At 45.7% G+C, this 18,566-nt stretch carries 12 protein-coding genes; 6 read left to right on the forward strand and 6 right to left on the reverse strand.

The genetic code is table 11. The features are described from left to right. Together AAAT87_RS08610 and AAAT87_RS08615 are read left to right on the forward strand one after the other, a co-directional pair. Positions 1 to 533: YeiH family protein (locus tag AAAT87_RS08610; protein WP_349226201.1), on the forward strand; the 533-nt coding region annotated here is incomplete at its 5' end. A gap of 267 nt (positions 534 to 800) precedes the next feature. Continuing rightward, positions 801 to 3,404, forward strand: a complete 2,604-nt coding sequence (locus AAAT87_RS08615) for an SLBB domain-containing protein (protein WP_349226216.1) — start codon at positions 801 to 803, stop codon at positions 3,402 to 3,404. A 101-nt stretch (positions 3,405 to 3,505) separates the two neighbouring features. Here the strand turns inward: AAAT87_RS08615 and AAAT87_RS08620 are convergent, their stop codons facing one another. Then, positions 3,506 to 5,089, reverse strand: coding sequence for an NAD(P)/FAD-dependent oxidoreductase (locus tag AAAT87_RS08620; RefSeq protein ID WP_295408262.1), 1,584 nt, complete (start codon positions 5,087 to 5,089; stop codon positions 3,506 to 3,508). 38 nt (positions 5,090 to 5,127) lie between these two features. Then, positions 5,128 to 5,673 carry a phosphodiesterase gene (gene yfcE / locus AAAT87_RS08625; protein ID WP_349226202.1) on the reverse strand — a complete coding sequence of 182 codons (546 nt, stop codon included), beginning with the start codon at positions 5,671 to 5,673 and terminating at the stop codon, positions 5,128 to 5,130. A gap of 296 nt (positions 5,674 to 5,969) precedes the next feature. Here yfcE and thrA point away from each other — a divergent pair, with 296 nt between their 5' ends. The 4 genes from thrA to AAAT87_RS08645 all read left to right on the forward strand — a co-directional run bounded on the left by thrA (position 5,970) and on the right by AAAT87_RS08645 (position 12,033). Beyond that, positions 5,970 to 8,411 (forward strand): bifunctional aspartate kinase/homoserine dehydrogenase I, encoded by a 2,442-nt coding sequence (gene thrA / locus AAAT87_RS08630; RefSeq protein ID WP_349226203.1) that lies wholly within the window; start codon positions 5,970 to 5,972, stop codon positions 8,409 to 8,411. Positions 8,412 to 8,444: 33 nt separating this feature from the next. Further along, positions 8,445 to 9,695 carry a cofactor-independent phosphoglycerate mutase gene (locus AAAT87_RS08635; RefSeq protein ID WP_349226204.1) on the forward strand — a complete coding sequence of 417 codons (1,251 nt, stop codon included), beginning with the start codon at positions 8,445 to 8,447 and terminating at the stop codon, positions 9,693 to 9,695. Positions 9,696 to 9,772: 77 nt separating this feature from the next. Next, positions 9,773 to 11,074 (forward strand): threonine synthase, encoded by a 1,302-nt coding sequence (thrC, locus tag AAAT87_RS08640; RefSeq protein ID WP_349226205.1) that lies wholly within the window; start codon positions 9,773 to 9,775, stop codon positions 11,072 to 11,074. A gap of 2 nt (positions 11,075 to 11,076) precedes the next feature. After that, positions 11,077 to 12,033: a D-2-hydroxyacid dehydrogenase gene (locus AAAT87_RS08645; protein WP_349226206.1), complete on the forward strand. Its 957-nt coding sequence runs from the start codon at positions 11,077 to 11,079 to the stop codon at positions 12,031 to 12,033. 221 nt (positions 12,034 to 12,254) lie between these two features. Here AAAT87_RS08645 and AAAT87_RS08650 read toward each other — a convergent pair whose 3' ends face one another. The 4 genes from AAAT87_RS08650 to gyrA all read right to left on the reverse strand — a co-directional run bounded on the left by AAAT87_RS08650 (position 12,255) and on the right by gyrA (position 18,551). Beyond that, positions 12,255 to 13,295, reverse strand: coding sequence for an iron chelate uptake ABC transporter family permease subunit (locus AAAT87_RS08650; RefSeq protein WP_349226207.1), 1,041 nt, complete (start codon positions 13,293 to 13,295; stop codon positions 12,255 to 12,257). A gap of 5 nt (positions 13,296 to 13,300) precedes the next feature. Next, entirely contained in the window at positions 13,301 to 14,509 is a 1,209-nt protein-coding gene (locus AAAT87_RS08655; protein ID WP_428848549.1) for an ABC transporter substrate-binding protein, read from the reverse strand. Between the two features lie 144 nt (positions 14,510 to 14,653). Further along, a complete protein-coding gene (locus AAAT87_RS08660; protein WP_295023772.1) occupies positions 14,654 to 15,862 on the reverse strand; it encodes a tetratricopeptide repeat protein in 1,209 nt (402 codons plus the stop codon). A gap of 76 nt (positions 15,863 to 15,938) precedes the next feature. Then, the gene (gyrA, locus tag AAAT87_RS08665) at positions 15,939 to 18,551 is read right to left on the reverse strand and encodes a DNA gyrase subunit A (protein ID WP_295023770.1); all 2,613 of its coding nucleotides are present in this window, start codon (positions 18,549 to 18,551) and stop codon (positions 15,939 to 15,941) included. Positions 18,552 to 18,566 lie beyond the last annotated feature (15 nt).

Genomic DNA, 18,566 nt, shown 5'->3' on the forward strand with positions numbered 1-18,566 from the left:
TCCTCTACCCTATTCTCTACAGGGCTGGCATCTTTGACCTATCACCAGATATGATGGGACTCTTTACGGGTTCCACCATTCATGAAGTAGCCCATGTGGTAGGTGCAGCCAATGCCATGGGAGCCGAGGTGAGCAACAATGCCATCATTGTGAAGATGATAAGGGTGATGATGCTGGTACCGGTATTGCTGGTGATTGCATGGACCGTTGCAAGGGATGTTGCCAAAAGAGATTGTCTGGAAAATACTGATACCAACAAACCTAAAATCAGCATTCCATGGTTTGCCATTCTCTTCCTGGTCGTTATCGGATTCAATTCTCTTGGGTTGCTTCCGGAAAGCATCGTGAATTGGATTAACCAACTGGATACTTTCCTCCTGACCATGGCCATGACAGCATTGGGAGCCGAAACAAGCTTTGACAAATTCAAGAAAGCTGGCATTAAGCCTTTCCTCCTAGCTGCCATTCTTTATTGCTGGCTCATCGGAGGTGGATATTGTCTGGTGAAGTTTGCCATTCCATATTTACAATAAGGGCATCGCCCGGGGCTAAGAGCTTTTGGGCTTTCAGCCCGTTTGTTTCAACCGTACAGTTAGATTTTTTGTAGTTTATGATCTTGATTTCTCGAAAACAAGGCTAATTTCGAACAATTCGAGGGAAATCATAGAAGTTTTTTATTATACTGGCTTATAATTCGGAAATTTTTATCTAAATTTGCAACAAATTTCGTAAAAATGAGTTATTATATAATAATAGGATCATAAATGAATAGGAAAATCATGAAGATGAAGATAAATAAAATGAGGAAACAGCTCATCCTCTTCCTTCTGCTTGTGATGGCAGCAGGTTCTGCCTTTGCACAGACATCCACCATGACAGACGACCAGGTGATGAGTCTGGTAGTGAAAGAGCATGAAAAAGGGTCATCAAATGCTCAGATTGTTACCAAACTGATGCAGCAGGGTGTAGATATCTCCCAGATTCGACGGGTAAGAGACAAGTATCAGCGCCAGTTGAAACAGGGCGGTGTAACTGGCACTTCGGCACAACTGCAAGGGAAGGAAACCTCTCGTCTTCGTACCAACAATGGTAAACCCCGTGAAGATTATGGTAAGGGAATCAGCGAAGAATCGAAGAACTACAGCAACTATCGCATCACCCCACAGAAGGATGATCAGTACAAACATACTTTCGATGAGGATGACGAGGAGTATATGGATTTCCAAAACGAGATGGATGGTATTATTCCAGATACTGCGATGATGATCAAACGTCTCCTTGCTGAACGGGAAGCGAAAACCAAGAAGGTTTTCGGAAGAGACATCTTCAATAACAAAGAGTTGAGCTTCGAGCCAAATATGAATATAGCCACTCCACAGAACTATCGCTTAGGACCTGGAGATGCGGTTATCATTGACATCTATGGTGCATCACAGAAAACCATAGAAAGCACCGTTTCTCCTGATGGCGAAGTTACCATCGAAGGCTTTGGTCCGGTATCGGTGGCTGGTTTGACCGTAGCTCAGGCAAATGCCCGACTTCGCAATACACTGGGTAGCAGATACCGTTCGAGCAAGATAAAACTCACTGTAGGACAAACCAAGACCATTATGGTCAATGTGATGGGCGAAGTGAAAACTCCAGGCACCTATACCCTATCTGCCTTTGCCACCGTTTTCCACGCACTCTATATGGCAGGTGGTACCAACGACTTGGGTACATTGCGAAACATCAAGGTTTATCGCCATAACAAACTGGTTACCGTGGTAGATATCTATGATTACATTCTCAATGGCAAACTGACCGGCAATGTACGCCTGGCAGATAATGATGTCATCGTTGTGGGACCCTACGACTGTCTGGTTACGATTACCGGAAAGGTAAAGCGCCCGATGATTTATGAAATGAAGAAAAACGAGAGCGTGAACTCTCTTCTTAAATATTCTGGCGGATTCACAGGAGATGCTTACAAGAAATCAGTTCGCATCCATCGCAAGACTGGCAGAGACTATTCTGTATATAACGTAGAGGAATTCGATTTCTCCAGTTTCCATATCGACGACGGCGATTCTGTAAGCGTAGATTCCATTCTCCCCCGCTACAGCAACACCGTAGAAATCAAGGGAGCTGTCTTCCGGCCAGGAATGTACAATTTAGGAGAGCAGATCAACAGTGTCCGCACATTGGTAGAACACGCAGAGGGATTGACAGAGGATGCCTTTACGGCACGTGCCGTCATGCATCGAATGAAATCTGACAGATCACTGGAAGTAATAGCGGTAGATATTGCAGGCGTGATGAATGGTACTGTGGCTGACATTCCACTCAAGGAAAATGATGTCCTTTTCATTCCGACAAGACAAGAAAAGATTTCAGAGAGAACTCTCACCATCCGAGGAGAAGTGCAATATCCGGGAATCTATCAATATGCAGAAAATGAAACGATTGAGGATTTCGTGCTGCAGGCTGGTGGATTGACCGACAAAGCTTCAACGATTAATGTTCTGGTAAGCCGAAGAGTAAATGACGCTAAAGCTACAAGACCAGACAGCATTATAGCCAAAACCTACACGCTCGCCCTGAAAGATGGTTTCGTGGTGGATGGCACTCCAGGATTCAAGCTGATGCCTTTCGATGAAGTGAGCATCCGCAAGAGCCCAGCCTATACGGAACAGCAGAACGTGATGATTGAAGGTGAAGTGATGTTTGGAGGCACCTATACCCTTGATCGCCGCAATGCCAGATTAAGCGATCTCTTCAAGAAGGCTGGAGGAAGCACAGACCAGGCATATATCAAGGGCGCCCGCCTGATGCGTAAGGCAAATGAAGCTGAAAAAACACGCATGGAGGCTGTTCTGAAAATGCAGAGAGAACAACAGCAGAAAAATCTTCTGCAGTTGGCTGCAAGCAGTAATAATGCCAGTGCCATTACCCAGACTGCAAAAGATGCGCAGAATGCTGATCTGTTGAAGTTCAGCGTTCCAGAAGAATATCCTGTGGGCATCGACTTAGCCGAAGCGCTCAAGCATCCGGGCAGTGATGCAGATATGATTTTGCGAGAGGGTGACAGGCTGATTGTTCCACAATACAATGGAACCGTGAAAATCAATGGTTCTGTGATGTACGCCAATACAGTAGCCTATGAAAAGGGCAAGAGCATTGCCAGCTACATCGATGAAGCGGGTGGATTTGCATCTGATGCCAACAAGAGCAAGGCTTATATTATCTATATGAATGGCAAGGTAGCCAAGGTGGGGCATGGTGCCAAGGCTCAACCTGGTTGTGAGATTGTTGTTCCATCCAAGATGAAACGCAAGATGACTGTGGCTGAAACCATGAGCATGGGCAGTAGTCTTTCCAGCATCGCTGCCATGATTGCAACAATTGCCAATCTCAGCAAATAATGATAATGAAAATCCAAAGAACAAAAAAGCAGGTAACGATTTTCCGTTACCTGCTTTTTTCTTATACTTTTTCCTTGTTCTTTGATTATTATATGGACATTTTATTGTTGCTTCAGATACTCTGCACACATTTCTGCACATCTTTCGCCATCCACACCTGCAGAAACTATGCCGCCTGCATATCCGGCACCCTCACCACATGGGAAGAGCCCCTGAATACGGACATGCATCAAGGTTTCTCTGTCACGTACGATGCGGACCGGTGAAGAGGTGCGGGTCTCCATCGCAATCAGAGTTGCCTCATTGGTGAGAAAACCATGCGCATTCTTTCCAAAAGTCTTAAAGCCTTCCTGCAGGCGCTTGGAAACAAAAGATGGCATCCAGAAATGAAGCGGACTGCTGATCAAACCAGGAGCATAACTGCTTTTTGGCAAATCATAGCTCAAACGGTTGTTTACAAAATCAGCCATACGCTGCGCTGGAGCAGTCTGCTTCATATTCGCCTGCTGCCAGCACTGCTTCTCAACCCTTTCCTGGAAATGCATCATAGCCAAAGGATCCTTCAATTCCTCTTCCGACTGTACAACATCTTCTGGATGTGTTTCTACCACCATGCCGGAATTGCTCCAGGCGGTACCACGGTTGCTAGGACTCATACCATTCACCACCAGCTGCTCAGGACCTGTAGCAGCTGGAATCACAAAACCACCCGGGCACATACAGAAGCTATACACACCCCGTCCATCTACCTGAGTTACAAAACTATACTCGGCTGCAGGAAGATACTTTCCTCTGCCATTTCTGTTGTGGTACTGTATCTGGTCGATGAGCTGGGAAGGATGCTCCAATCGAACACCGACGGCAATGCCCTTGGCTTCGATTTCAATCTTCGAGGAAGCCAGATAGCGATAGACATCCCGGGCACTATGACCAGTTGCAAGAATCACCGGTCCACGATAATTCTCCTCTGCACCTGTTGCCAGGTTAACAGCTTCAACCCCAATCACACGGTCACCTTCCAGGATAAAACGAGTCATCTTGGTCTGAAAATGCACCTCACCGCCACAATTGATAATAGTATTGCGCATATTCTCTATCACGCGAGGCAACTTATCTGTACCGATATGAGGATGGGCATCTGCAAGGATGTTCGTATTGGCACCATGCTGGCAGAAGACATTCAGAATCTTATCCACGCTACCACGCTTCTTGCTTCGGGTATAAAGCTTACCGTCACTATACGCTCCTGCACCACCTTCACCAAAACAATAGTTGCTCTCACTATCCACCTTCTGGGTCTTGGTGATGTTGGAAAGGTCCTTTTTACGCTCACGCACGTCCTTGCCGCGCTCCAGGACAACAGGGCGATATCCCAGCTCTATCAAACGTAAGGAAGCAAAGAGACCGCCGGGTCCCTCTCCTACCACAATGACTCTCGGACGCGAACTTACATCAGGATATTCCGTATGGACATACTGATCATCCTGAGGCATTTCATTGATATAGGCACGTACCTTCAGATTCACGAAAATGGTACGTTGGCGGGCATCAATACTGCGTTTCAATACACGCACCTTATTCAAGGTTCTTGCATCCAATCCTTTTTCTTTAGCCAGATAGCGCTTGATACCCTCTTCATTGGCTGCCTGCTCTGGCAGAATTCTAATCTGATATTCCTGAATCATAGTTTTAATTTTGAACTTTGATATTTAAGCTTTGATTTCTAAAGTGTCATTGTTGCCAACACGTCAAAAGTATCTAACTGATACATTGTAAATTTACCATTCTCCAAGGTAGCAAACGTTGGCACATTACCACCCTTAGGGAAGGTGATGCTACCCGTGTTGACAATGGCTTTTCCTTCGTCATTGTGAGACAGTTCCCAAAGATGCGAATGACCATAAATCATCGCATCGTAAGGTCCCTTTGGCATATTATCCTTATTGTAAATATGTCCATGGGTCAAAAGATAGCGCTTCCCGTCATCTACCAGCAGCGCATAGGTTTCCATCATAGGGAAATCAAGGAGCATCTGATCTACTTCTGCATCACAATTGCCTCTGATAGCAATTATCTTGTCAGCCAGGTCATTCAGTCGTACCACAATCCCTTTAGGATCTATACCTTCCGGGATTCTGTTACGCGGACCATAGTTGATGATGTCACCCATGATACACATCATATCACACTTTTCCTTCTCAAAGAAATCGAGAACTTTTTCCAAGGCTGGCAAGCAGCCGTGAATATCTGAGAATAATAAATACTTCATTGTGCTTATCTATATCTGTTTCTGTTTCAATTTAACATCCGCAAAAGTACGCAAATTATCCGAAACCTCCAAACTTTTCGAGAGGATTTAACGCTTTTATCATATATAATAATGTATAGAGAGTATTTTAAACTATAAAAAACTACAAAAGAATGAAAAATACCTGCAAAATGCCACTTTTTCTCAGTTTTCTTTGGCAGTTTGCTGTAAATTTAGTACTTTTGCCCACAAGTTCTGCTTTGGCCCCGGTCGTTTCGGGGGGAGCATTACAATACCAACGCAAAATTCAATAACGTATGAAAGTATTAAAATTCGGCGGAACATCAGTTGGTTCCGTAAAAAGCATCCTCAGCTTGAAACGTATCGTTGAAAATGAGGCAAAGAAACAGAGTGTAGTGGTTGTCGTGAGCGCACTTGGCGGTATCACTGACAAACTCTTGCAAACCTCTCAGCTTGCCCTCAAGGGTGATGAATCATGGAGAGTCGAATTCGATGCCATGGTTGATCGCCACCATAAGATGATAGATACCATCATCACCGACACAGCAGATAGAGAAAATCTTTTTAAATCAGTTGATGCCCTCTTCGAACAGTTGAAGAGCATCTACTTCGGTGTGTATCTGATTCACGACCTCAGCGAGAAGACCCAGGATGCTATCGTGAGCTATGGAGAAAGACTCAGCTCGAAGATTGTTGCCACACTGATTCGTGGCGCCAAGTGGTTTGACTCACGTAACTTCATCAAGACAGCTCGCCTCAATGGCAAGGGGAAGCATACCCTCGACAGCGAGTTGACTAACAAATTGGTGAAGGATACTTTCGCTGACCTGCCTCGCATTTCTCTCGTTCCGGGTTTCATCAGCCGTGACAAAGATACAGAACGTACCACAAACCTCGGTCGTGGTGGTAGTGACTATACTGCTGCTATCATTGCTGCAGCATTGAATGCGGAAGTCCTTGAAATCTGGACTGATGTAGATGGATTCATGACAGCCGATCCACGTGTCATCAAATCTGCTTATACGATCAACGAACTGAGTTATATTGAGGCTATGGAGCTTTGCAACTTCGGTGCAAAGGTTATCTACCCTCCAACCATCTACCCGGTTTGTGTCAACAATATCCCAATCAAGGTAAAGAATACCTTCAATCCGGATGCTCCTGGTACCATTATCAAGAATAAGATAGATAGTGACCAGAAACCTATCAAGGGTATCTCTTCTATCAATGGTACTGCGCTCATCACTGTAACCGGTCTTTCCATGGTGGGTGTCATCGGTGTAAACCGCCGTATCTTTACTGCTTTGGCTAACGAGGGTATCTCTGTATTCATGGTTTCACAGGCTTCTTCAGAGAACTCAACATCTATCGGTGTACGTGAGCAGGATGTAGATGAAGCAATCAACGTATTGAACCGCGAATTCCATAATGAGATTGCAGATGGAGCCATGTATCCAATGCATGCAGAAACAGGACTTGCTACCATCGCCATCGTGGGTGAGAACATGAAGCATGCTGCCGGTATTGCCGGTAAGCTCTTCGGTACACTGGGTAGAAGCGGTATTTCTGTCATCGCATGTGCTCAGGGTGCTTCTGAGACCAACATCTCTTTTGTTGTCAAGAGCGATTACTTGAGAAAGTCTCTCAACGTATTGCACGACAGTTTCTTCCTTTCAGAATACAAGGTTCTCAACCTCTTTATCTGCGGTGTAGGTACCGTAGGCGGAAAATTGATTGAACAGATCAAAAAGCAGTCTGAAGACTTGATGGAACGCAGCAAGTTAAAGTTGAATGTTGTGGGTATTGCTTCTTCCAAGAACGCCATCTTCAACCGTGAGGGACTCGACCTGGAGAACTATCAGACGGAACTGAAGGATTCCTTGCCTAGCACACCGGAACTCCTTCGCGATACCATCCTCGCAATGAATATCTTTAATAGCGTATTCGTAGATTGTACAGCAAGCAAGGATGTTGCAACCTTATACCAGAGTCTTCTGGAGCATAACGTAAGTGTGATTGCTGCCAACAAGATAGCAGCTTCAAGCGAATATGAGAACTACGAGAAGTTGAAGAAGACGGCCATTCAGCGTGGTGTATTCTTCCGCTTCGAAACGAATGTGGGTGCGGGTCTTCCTATCATCGGAACCATCAACGACCTCCGAAATTCCGGAGATAAAATCCTTAAGATAGAGGCAGTTCTCTCAGGAACGCTCAACTTTATCTTTAATGCCATCTCAGGTGTTGTTCCATTCTCTGAGACTGTGAGACTGGCAAAGGAAAAAGGTTACAGTGAGCCAGATCCACGTATCGACCTCAGTGGCATGGATGTCATCAGAAAGCTTGTCATCCTCTCCCGTGAGGCTGGATACCGTGTAGAACAGGAAGATGTAGAAAAGAATCTTTTTGTACCTAACTCTTTCTTCAAGGGTAGCATTGATGACTTCTGGAAGAAACTGCCACAGCTCGATGCCGACTTTGAGGCTAAGCGCAAGACTCTGGATATGGAGCACAAGCGCTGGCGCTTCGTTGCCACCCTTGACAAGGGAAAGACCAGTGTAGGCCTGCAGGCTGTAGGTCCTGAGCACCCATTCTACAATCTGGAAGGTTCCAACAATATCGTATTGCTCACCACAGAGCGCTACAAGGAATACCCTATGATGATTCAGGGATATGGTGCCGGTGCCAGCGTAACTGCAGCCGGTGTCTTTGCCAACATCATGAGTATTGCCAACGTTTAATTTCACCGTATCAATCAATAAAGGATAACAATTATGAAGCATATTATTATTTTAGGCGATGGCATGGCCGACCACCCAGTAGAAAGACTGGGTGGCAAGACCTTGCTTCAATACGCCCATACACCATATATGGATATGCTTGCCAAGAAAGGCAAGACTGGAAGACTCATTACTGTACCCGATGGTTTTCTGCCTGGTTCAGAGGTAGCCAACAGCTCTATCATGGGCTACGACCAGAATGAGGTTTACGAAGGACGTGGTCCACTGGAGGCAGCCAGCATCGGCTACGAGTTGAAGCCAACCGACCTGGCGCTTCGCTGCAACATCATCAACGTGCAGGATGGCAAGATCATTACGCACAATGGTGGTAACCTGGAGACAGAAGATGCTGATGTACTCATCAAGTATCTCAATGAAACTCTGGGAAAGGACTATCCTGATGTAGAATTCGTAACAGGTATCCAGTATCGCCATCTGCTTGTGGTGCATCATGGCAACAAGCACATAGAATGTGCTCCACCTCATGATCATCCTAACGAGAACTGGCATGAATTGCTCGTAAAACCTATCCTGCCGGAATCAGAAATAGAAGAGGGACATATCTCATGCAGCGATACAGCCGCTCTTCTGAACAAGTTGATTATCAAGAGTAAGGAACTCCTGGAAAATCATCCTTTCAATATAGAACGCAAGAAGCGTGGCGAGCGTATGGCAAACCTTATCTGGCCTTGGGGCGGTGGTTATCGACCACACATGCTGACTCTTTCGCAGATGTATCCTCAAATCAAGAAGGGCTCTGTGATTTCTGCCGTGGATCTGATTCGTGGTATCGGTCATTATGCTGGTCTTCGCAACATCATCGTAGAGGGCGCTACAGGCCTTTCTGATACGAATTACGAAGGCAAGGCTGCAGCAGCTATCCAGGCTTTGAAGGATGGAGACGACTTTGTCTATGTCCACGTGGAAGCAAGTGATGAGGCTGGCCATGATGGTGATCTGGAATTAAAGCTCAAGACTATCGAATACCTCGACCAGCGCTTGATCAAACCTATCGTTGATGAGGTGAACACATGGATAGTACCTGTCTGCATTTCGGTTTTGCCAGACCACCCTACTCCAGTGGAGGTCCGCACTCACGTGAAGGAACCAGTTCCTTTCCTCATCTACTATCCAGGTATCGAACCTGATCAGGTAGAGGAATACGATGAGGTAAGTTGTGTAAGCGGTAGCTATGGATTGCTCCAGCTGCAAGACTTCATGAAAGCCTTTATGGCAATCAATTAAAAAATAACAACTTAATGTTAGTTATCCGAAAGCTAATCATCAAGTTCAAAGTTCAAATCTCAAAGTTCAAAGTAAAAATGAAATATTATTCAACAAATAAGAAAGCACCAATCGCCGATTTACACAAGGCGGTAGTTAAAGGTTTGGCAGAAGACCGTGGTCTCTATATGCCAGAAATCATCAAGAAGTTACCACTGGACTTCTTCGACAATATCGAGAAGCTGAGCTTCCAGGAGATTGCATACCAGGTAGCTGATGCCTTCTTCGGCGAGGATGTAGATGCAGATTCTCTGAAGAAGATAGTATATGATACCTTGGCATTCGACTGCCCTGTTGTAGAGGTAGAGCCAAATATCTACTCTTTGGAGCTGTTCCATGGTCCTACACTCGCCTTCAAGGATGTAGGTGCCCGTTTCATGGCTCGCCTGCTCCAGTACTTCGTTCGCCAGGAAGGTAAAGAGGAGGTCAACGTACTTGTAGCAACATCTGGTGATACGGGTTCTGCTGTTGCCAATGGTTTCCTCGGTGTAGAGGGAATCCACGTTTACGTGCTTTATCCAAAGGGCAAGGTTAGCAAGATTCAGGAGAGCCAATTCACTACCCTCGGTCAGAACATCACAGCCCTTGAGGTGGATGGTGTGTTCGACGACTGCCAGGCTTTGGTTAAGTCTGCGTTCATGGACGAGGAGCTGAACAAGCACATGAAGCTGACTTCTGCCAACTCTATCAATGTAGCCCGCTTCTTGCCTCAGGCATTCTACTATTTCAACGCATACGCCCGCATGAAGGAGAAGGGCTTGGCAGACAAGCTGGTCATCTGCGTACCTAGCGGTAACTTCGGTAACATCACAGCCGGACTCTTCGGTCATGAGATGGGCTTGCCAATCCATCGTTTCATCGCTGCCAACAATGCCAATGATATCTTCTATGAGTATCTCCAGACCGGCAAATATAATCCACAGCCAAGCAAGCAGACCATTGCCAATGCTATGGACGTGGGTGATCCATCAAACTTTGCCCGCATCTATGACCTCTACAAGGGCAACCACGATGCCATCGCTGCATACATCAGCGGAGCTACCTACAAGGATGAACAGATAGCAGACACGATGAAGAAGTGCTATAATGAGACCAAGTATGTACTTGATCCTCACGGAGCCTGCGGCTATCAGGCATTGAAGGAGCAATTGAAGCCAGGTGAGGTCGGTGTATTCCTGGAAACAGCTCATCCAGCCAAGTTCAAGGAGAAGGTGGACAGCATCCTCGGAACCGACATTGAAATTCCAGCCCGTCTTGCAGAATTCATGAAGGGTGAGAAGAAGAGCATCCAAATGACCAAGGACTTTGCATCATTCAAGAATTATTTGATGAACGAATAAATATGAAAATCGTTATCTTAGACGGCTATGCTGCCAATCCAGGAGATTTGGATTACCATCTCCTGGAACAGCTTGGCGAGGTAGTGGTTTATCCACGCACTTCAGATGATGAAAAAGTGGAACGTGCCAAGGATGCAGACATCATCTTGTTAAACAAGGTACAGATGGATGCAGAAACATTGGCGCAGCTTCCTAACTTGAAGTACATCGGAATCCAGGCTACTGGTTTCAATGTAGTGGATATAGCTGCTGCCAAGAAACAAGGTATCATTGTTACCAACATCCCAGCCTACAGCACGGATAGTGTGGCACAGATGACCTTTGCCCTCATTCTCGCTGTTACCAACCGTGTAGAACATTACACTCTGGAAAATAGAAACGAGCGATGGGCTTACAACAAGGATTTCTGCTATTGGGATACCCCTTTAATGGAACTTGCAGGCAAAAAGCTTGGCATTATGGGATTGGGCAACATCGGTATGAAGGTTGCAAATATCGCCCGTCAGTTCGGTATGGACGTTTGCGCCTGCACCAGCAAGAACTCTTGCGACCTTCCGGAATGGATTCAAAAGGTCAGCAAGGATGGACTGCTTGCCACCAGTGATATTCTCACCCTGCATTGTCCTCTCTCAGATGATACCTATCACCTTATAAATAAGGAGAATATCGAAAAGATGAAGGATACGGCCATTCTGGTGAATACCGGTCGCGGACCATTGGTAGATGAAGAGGCTGTTGCAAAGGCTTTGCACGACCAGAAACTCGGTGCTTATTGTGCGGACGTGATGAGTCAGGAACCACCTTCTAAGGAGAATCCTCTTTTCAAGGAGCCTAATGCCTATCTCACTCCTCACATTGCCTGGGCTACCTTTGAGGCTCGCAAGCGCTTGAATAGGCAGGTAGCTGCCAACGTAAAGGCTTTTCTTGAGGGAAGCCCTATCAATGTTGTGAACCCATAAATTGTATATTTATTTCGATAAAATAAGTAAACCGCTTATTCCCTAGATTTTATGGGGGATAAGCGGTTTATTTTTTTCCCTTAAGGGAAAATAAAAATATCCTTAAGGAAAAATATATTTTTCTTTAAGGATAGGAAAACTTTTCCTTAAGGACATTATTGCAACAGAGTAGCGTTGTATATTTATTTCTTAGATGTAAACATCAGTTATCTCACTGGAACCTATCGCCTTCTTACCAGAATATAGATGATAACAGGTGCACCAAAAAGAGGAGTAACGGCATTGAGCGGAACGACTCCCCCATCTGATGGCAGCGAACAGAGAAGATTACATAGAAGGGCAATAGCTGCTCCCATCAGCATTGTCACTGGCAGAAGCTGTCGATGATTTTCCGTACCAACCAGCAGACGTGCTATGTGAGGAGTGGCAAGTCCAATAAAGGCTATAGGGCCACAAAAGGCAGTAACTACTGCAGTAAGCATACCCGTTATGATGAGCAGGGCTATTCGGAGTTTCCTGATAGGAAAACCTAGATTCTCTGCATATTGCTCCCCCAACAGCATTGCATTAAGCGGCTTGATGAGTAAAAGGGAGACCAACAGACCGAGGATGGCAAATGGCACAAACCATCTCACCTCGTCCATAGAAACATTGCCGAAACTTCCCATTCCCCATATCAGATAGGATTTCACACCTTCTGCCGTACTGAAAAAATTCAATAACGAGATGGCGCTGCTGGCAAGATAACCTACCATCAAACCGATAATAAGAAGGACTGTATGACTTCTAACAATGGCAGAAAAAGCTGTGATGATTCCCATCACCAGCATTGCACCTGCAAAGGCTGACACCAAAATAGCCATGAATCCACCAATAGCATAACCACATTCTTCATCCAGAAAACCCAGACAAAGATTATTCAGACTTATGTTGCCTCCAAAGGCTAACATAACGATGGCAACAGCCAAGCCTGCTCCACTGCTGATTCCAAAAACATCCGGTCCTGCCAGAGGATTACGGAAAGCTGTCTGGAGCAGTAAACCGCTTGTGGCAAGAGCTGCACCAGAAAGCAAAGCCGTGATGGCCTGCGGAAGACGCGATTCGAGGATAATATAGCCATAAGTATCAGAGACAGTCTGATTCCCCGTCAATACACTTACCACATCCCTGTATGGAATGTTGACGCTACCCCATACCAAATTGCCGAAGAACAACAGCATGATGGCAACTGCCAAGACAATAGAGATAATGACTTTGTCCATGGTTTCTATTGTAATTGACGATGATAGAATCTCAAGGCTCCCAACATTCTGATATCCTTTGCATACTTTTTGAACTGTGCATGATCTGTAGGATGCGAAAGGATAATAAACTCACGAAGCAGGATTTCAGGATGAAAGCTGGTGAGTTCAAAATAGGGTTCAGTACTGGTATCCACCTCGTAAATCTGCGGATTGGCAAAGCAATGAAGAGCTTTGTAGCCATCATACTCCTGAAGCAATTGGGCACGTGTTAATGGTGCACCGCCGAAATACTTGAATGCCCAGACATCAATATCTTTGCCTTTTGAAAGAATCTGCTCCGGACTCATCGCAAGACTTCCACTGTGCAAATCGTCTTCAAAGACATAACGGGCGTTGGCATCCTTTAGCAAAATGCCAATAGTACTCTGTCCTCCAGGAACATACCATACGCTTCCCGTTTTTCTTTCGGTCAACACCGACAGACCTTGTGGCAACTTCTTGGCTATAGTCTTCAGATGCAGATAATCCTGTTCTATGTGCGTAAAGAGCGAGTCCGCATTCTTGTCAAAAAGCATCCCATAAAACTTCATCCATTCTGCTCTCCCCAATGGCGAAGTCTCCATATAATCGGCAGCTTCAATGATGGGAATATGAAGCTTATCCAGTTTACCATATCCTCCACTGTTCTCGAAAGGAGAAACCAGGAGAGCCTCCGGCTTCAAAGAGATGATACGTTCAATATCAGGTTGCATGCTGGAACCACAATCCACCACTCTCTTCCTGATATCTGGAATATTGATATAATTCTTATCACATACGCCACTAATGGCATTCTTGCAACCCAGTTCATACATCAGCTGACAATGAGGTCCCGTGAAGACCACGCTGCTAGTTACCGGTGTACGTACCGTATCTGTAGCGCATCTGGCAGCAGAAGCACGTCGCAAGGCAAGTCGTGTTACTGTTTCATTTCCCTCCTTCCCTTTAGGCACCAGAATGTAGCGATGCAGAAGAGTTCCCTCTTTCCAGGGATTGGCAAGAATCACCTCAGTATATTCTTCTCCATGCTTCACCATAGTGAGATGCTGCGCATATTTCATCGGGATAGTATCTCCTGCATCCATATTATCTCCAGCCTGCGTCTTACCCACCTGGCAGGATACAAGAAGAGAAGCAATCCCCAAGAACAAAGCTGCCTTAAAAATCCTATGATTGATAAATATCTTTTTCATCATTGAACATAATTATATAATCTGTCTGCAAAAGTACAAAGAAAAAATAAGGCAGACAAGTTTTCTGCAAAAAAATGCTCCGGGAAAAGTCTTGAAACCTTTCCCGGAGCAATAATTATTATTTCTAAAAGGGTTCAGGCAAAATTACTTGCTTTCCTCCTCAGCCTTCTTGGTCTCAGCAGCTGTTGGACCATAGTAGCCATAGTAAGCCTGGTAACGAGTGTAACCCCAGTTAGCCTGAGTCTTCTCTGGGTCGAGCTCCTTAGCCTTGTCGAGAACCTTGATAGCCTCCTGGTAAACCACCTTGCGGCCATTTGGATCCTGCAAGTTACCAGCCTTGCTGTTGTAGCAAGCACCGAGGTAAACCAAAACTACAACGTTGTCTTGCTTTGCGTCAAGAGCCTGCTTGAGGCACTTGATTGCATTGTCTGCATCATTTTTCTGGATATACATCATACCCTTGTTAGCGAGAGCAACGAAGTTCTTAGGATTCTTAGCGATAGCGCCATCCAAAAGCTCCATCTGCTCCTTCTCCATCTTCATTGAAGAATACATAGAGTTCAAACCATCAAGGATAACATCGTTAGTCTGATCCTTATCGAAGAGAGCCTTCAGCTTATCAACATAAGCCAAAGAATCAGCCTTAGTCTTCAAACCATCCTTCATTACATAGAGCTTGAGGTTGAGAGCATCCTTAGCCTCCTTCTCGCTTGTCATGGCGATGTCGCAATACTTCTCGCAACGGGCAGCATCCTTAGCCTGATAAGCATAGCGAGCAGCGAAGAGAGCTACCTGACCGATATAATCCTTCTCAGCATCCTTCTGCTTAGCATCAATGCCAGCGAAGAGAGGATCAGAATCAGTATCGAGGAATGCACCCCAGTACTTCAATACCTCGTCTGCCTTATTGTTCTGAGCTGCAGCCTGACCTGCGTTTACGAGCTGCTGGCGAGCAGCCCAAACACGTGATGCATTGCCATTGAACTTAGGAGCCACCTTACCCTTAGCATTAGGAAGCTGATCGTACTTGTAGCACGCAATAGCATTCATCAATGCATTGTAAGCACCCTCGTTCATAGCATTCTCATCCACTGGATCATTTTTCTTCATGATCTGATTGGTCTGCTGGATGCTCTGCTGGTCGTTGAAGGCCTTCATACCGAGATCAACAAGCTTGTTATAAGCCTTTGCCTTCTCAGCATTGTCAGCCAACTGACCCAAATTCTGCTTAACCAAAGCCTCAGCCTCAGCATAAGTCTTAGCCTTCAGCACTGCCTTGAGGGCATCGCTGTCTCCTGCGAATGCTGATGTGGTACCTAGTACCATCATTGCAGCAACGATTAACTTTTTCATTTTGTTTAAAGTTTAAAAAGTTGAAATTTATAATTCTTTACGCGTCTTCAATATTATGAGAACGAGTGTCCAGGAGTTACTCCTGAACGTTCTCGTCTTCTTTATTTTCTAACTCAGTTTCAGCCTCGGCTACTTCTTCGGCAGTCTTGGCGCCCACTGTTTCATTCTCTATCTCCTCGCTCTTCTTGGCCCAGGCAGAACGGCTCTCCTCTTCTACCGAAGCTTCAAGCTCTGAACTCATCACCTTACATACGCTGGCGATGACATCATTCTTCTTAGCCAGATTGATGAGACGAACACCCTGAGTTGCACGACCCATCACGCGGCAGTCTGCCACTGCAAGACGAATCACGATACCACTCTGGTTGATGATCATCAGGTCGTTTTCATCAGTAACGTTCTTGATAGCTACCAGGCGACCGGTCTTTTCGGTGATATTGAGAGTCTTCACACCCTTACCACCACGGTTGGTTACACGGTAATCAACTACGTCTGAACGCTTACCATAACCCTGTTCACTTACTACCATGACCGTCTCCTTATCAGGATCATTGACTACAATCATACCAATCAATGCATCATCACCCTCATCGAGACGCATACCACGAACACCGGTAGAAGTACGTCCCATGGTGCGGATCTGATTCTCATCGAAACGAACGGCACGACCATTGCGGTTAGCGAGAATCAACTCATTATGGCCATTGGTCAAGCGAACATCTACCACCTCATCGCCTTCAACGATATTGATGGCAATCACACCATTGGCACGAGGACGAGAGTATGCTTCCAGACAAGTCTTCTTGACAGTACCATTCTTGGTAGCAAAGACTACATAGTGACTATTGATGAACTCAGCATCATTCAATCCCTTTAATCGGAGGAAGGCATTCACCTGATCATCGCTCTCAATGTTGAGGAGATTCTGGATGGCACGACCCTTGGAATTGCGGTCACCCTCTGGAATCTCGTAACACTTCAACCAGTAGCAGCGGCCCTTCTTGGTGAAGAACAGCATCGTCTGGTGCATTGTTGCAGGATAGATATACTCGGTAAAGTCCTTATCACGGGTGCGGGCTCCCTTGGCACCAACACCACCGCGAGCCTGCTCACGGAACTCAGACAATGGAGTACGCTTGATGTATCCGAGATGACTGACGGTGATAACCACAGGATCGTTTGGATAGAAGTCCTCTGGATTAAACTCGTGATCGTCTGGCTTGATCATAGTACGACGTGCATCGCCATATTTCTCCTTCACCTCATTGAGTTCATCCTTCATCACCTTCTTGCAAAGTTCAGGATCGTTCAAGATCTGGTTCAAGTAGTCGATGGTCTTCATCAACTCATTGAATTCATTGTGCAACTGCTCCAGGCGCAAGCCAGTCAACTGGCTGAGGCGCATGTCAACAATAGCCTTACTCTGCAGTTCGTCGAGTTCAAAACGCTTCTCCAAGTTGCGCTGAGCATCAGAAGGAGTCTTGCTGGCACGGATGATATGAACCACTTCATCAATATTGTCGCAGGCGATAATCAATCCCTCGAGGATATGAGCACGCTCCTGTGCCTTCTTCAATTCAAACTGGGTACGACGGATTGTAACATCATGACGATGATCAACGAAGTACTTCACGCATTCCTTCAAACTCAGGAGACGTGGACGGCCATTAACAAGAGCGATACAATTTACTGAGAAAGAGCTCTGAAGAGCTGTCAACTTGAAGAGTTTGTTCAAGAGAACATTAGCATTCGCATCACGCTTTACATCAACCACGATACGCATACCCTGACGGCCAGACTCATCGTTAACATTGGCAATGCCATCCACTCTGCCTTCCTTGGCAAGATCAGCAATAGCCATCACGAGCTGCTCCTTGTTGACACCATAAGGAATCTCGGTGATGACTATCTTATCATGATTTTCACCAGACTCGATTTCTGCAGTAGCACGTACCACAATTCTACCCTTACCGGTCTCGTAGGCATCCTTCACTCCCTGAATACCATAGATGGTAGCACCTGTAGGGAAATCAGGAGCAGGGATATACTGCATCAAGCCGTCTGTATCAATATCATTATTGTCGATGTAAGCACAGCAGCCATCAATTACTTCACCCAGGTTGTGGGTAGGAATATTGGTAGCCATACCTACAGCAATACCGTTACCGCCATTTACCAGCAGATTAGGAATCTTGGTAGGCATTACGGAAGGTTCCTGGAGGGTGTCGTCGAAGTTGTTCATCATATCAACGGTCTCCTTGTCGAGGTCATCCATGATGTGCTCACCCATCTTGGAGAGTCGGCACTCAGTATAACGCATCGCAGCAGGAGAGTCGCCGTCCACAGAACCGAAGTTACCCTGTCCATCAATCAAAGTGTAACGCATATTCCACTCCTGACCCATACGAACCAAGGCACCATACACAGAAGAGTCACCATGTGGGTGGTACTTACCAAGTACCTCACCAACTACGCGGGCACACTTCTTGTAAGGTTTATCACTGGTGTTTCCAATACCCAGCATACCATAGAGGATACGGCGGTGCACAGGCTTGAAACCATCGCGTACATCAGGGAGGGCACGAGCCACAATCACTGACATCGAATAGTCGATGTAGCTAGACTTCATCTCCTCCTCAATGTTTATTTTCATGATTCTATCATGATCCATTGTCTGATTTTCGTCCATATTTAAATTTTAATT

It is taken from the genome of Segatella sinensis, assembly GCF_040095255.1.
Classification (GTDB): Bacteria; Bacteroidota; Bacteroidia; order Bacteroidales; family Bacteroidaceae; genus Prevotella; species Prevotella sinensis.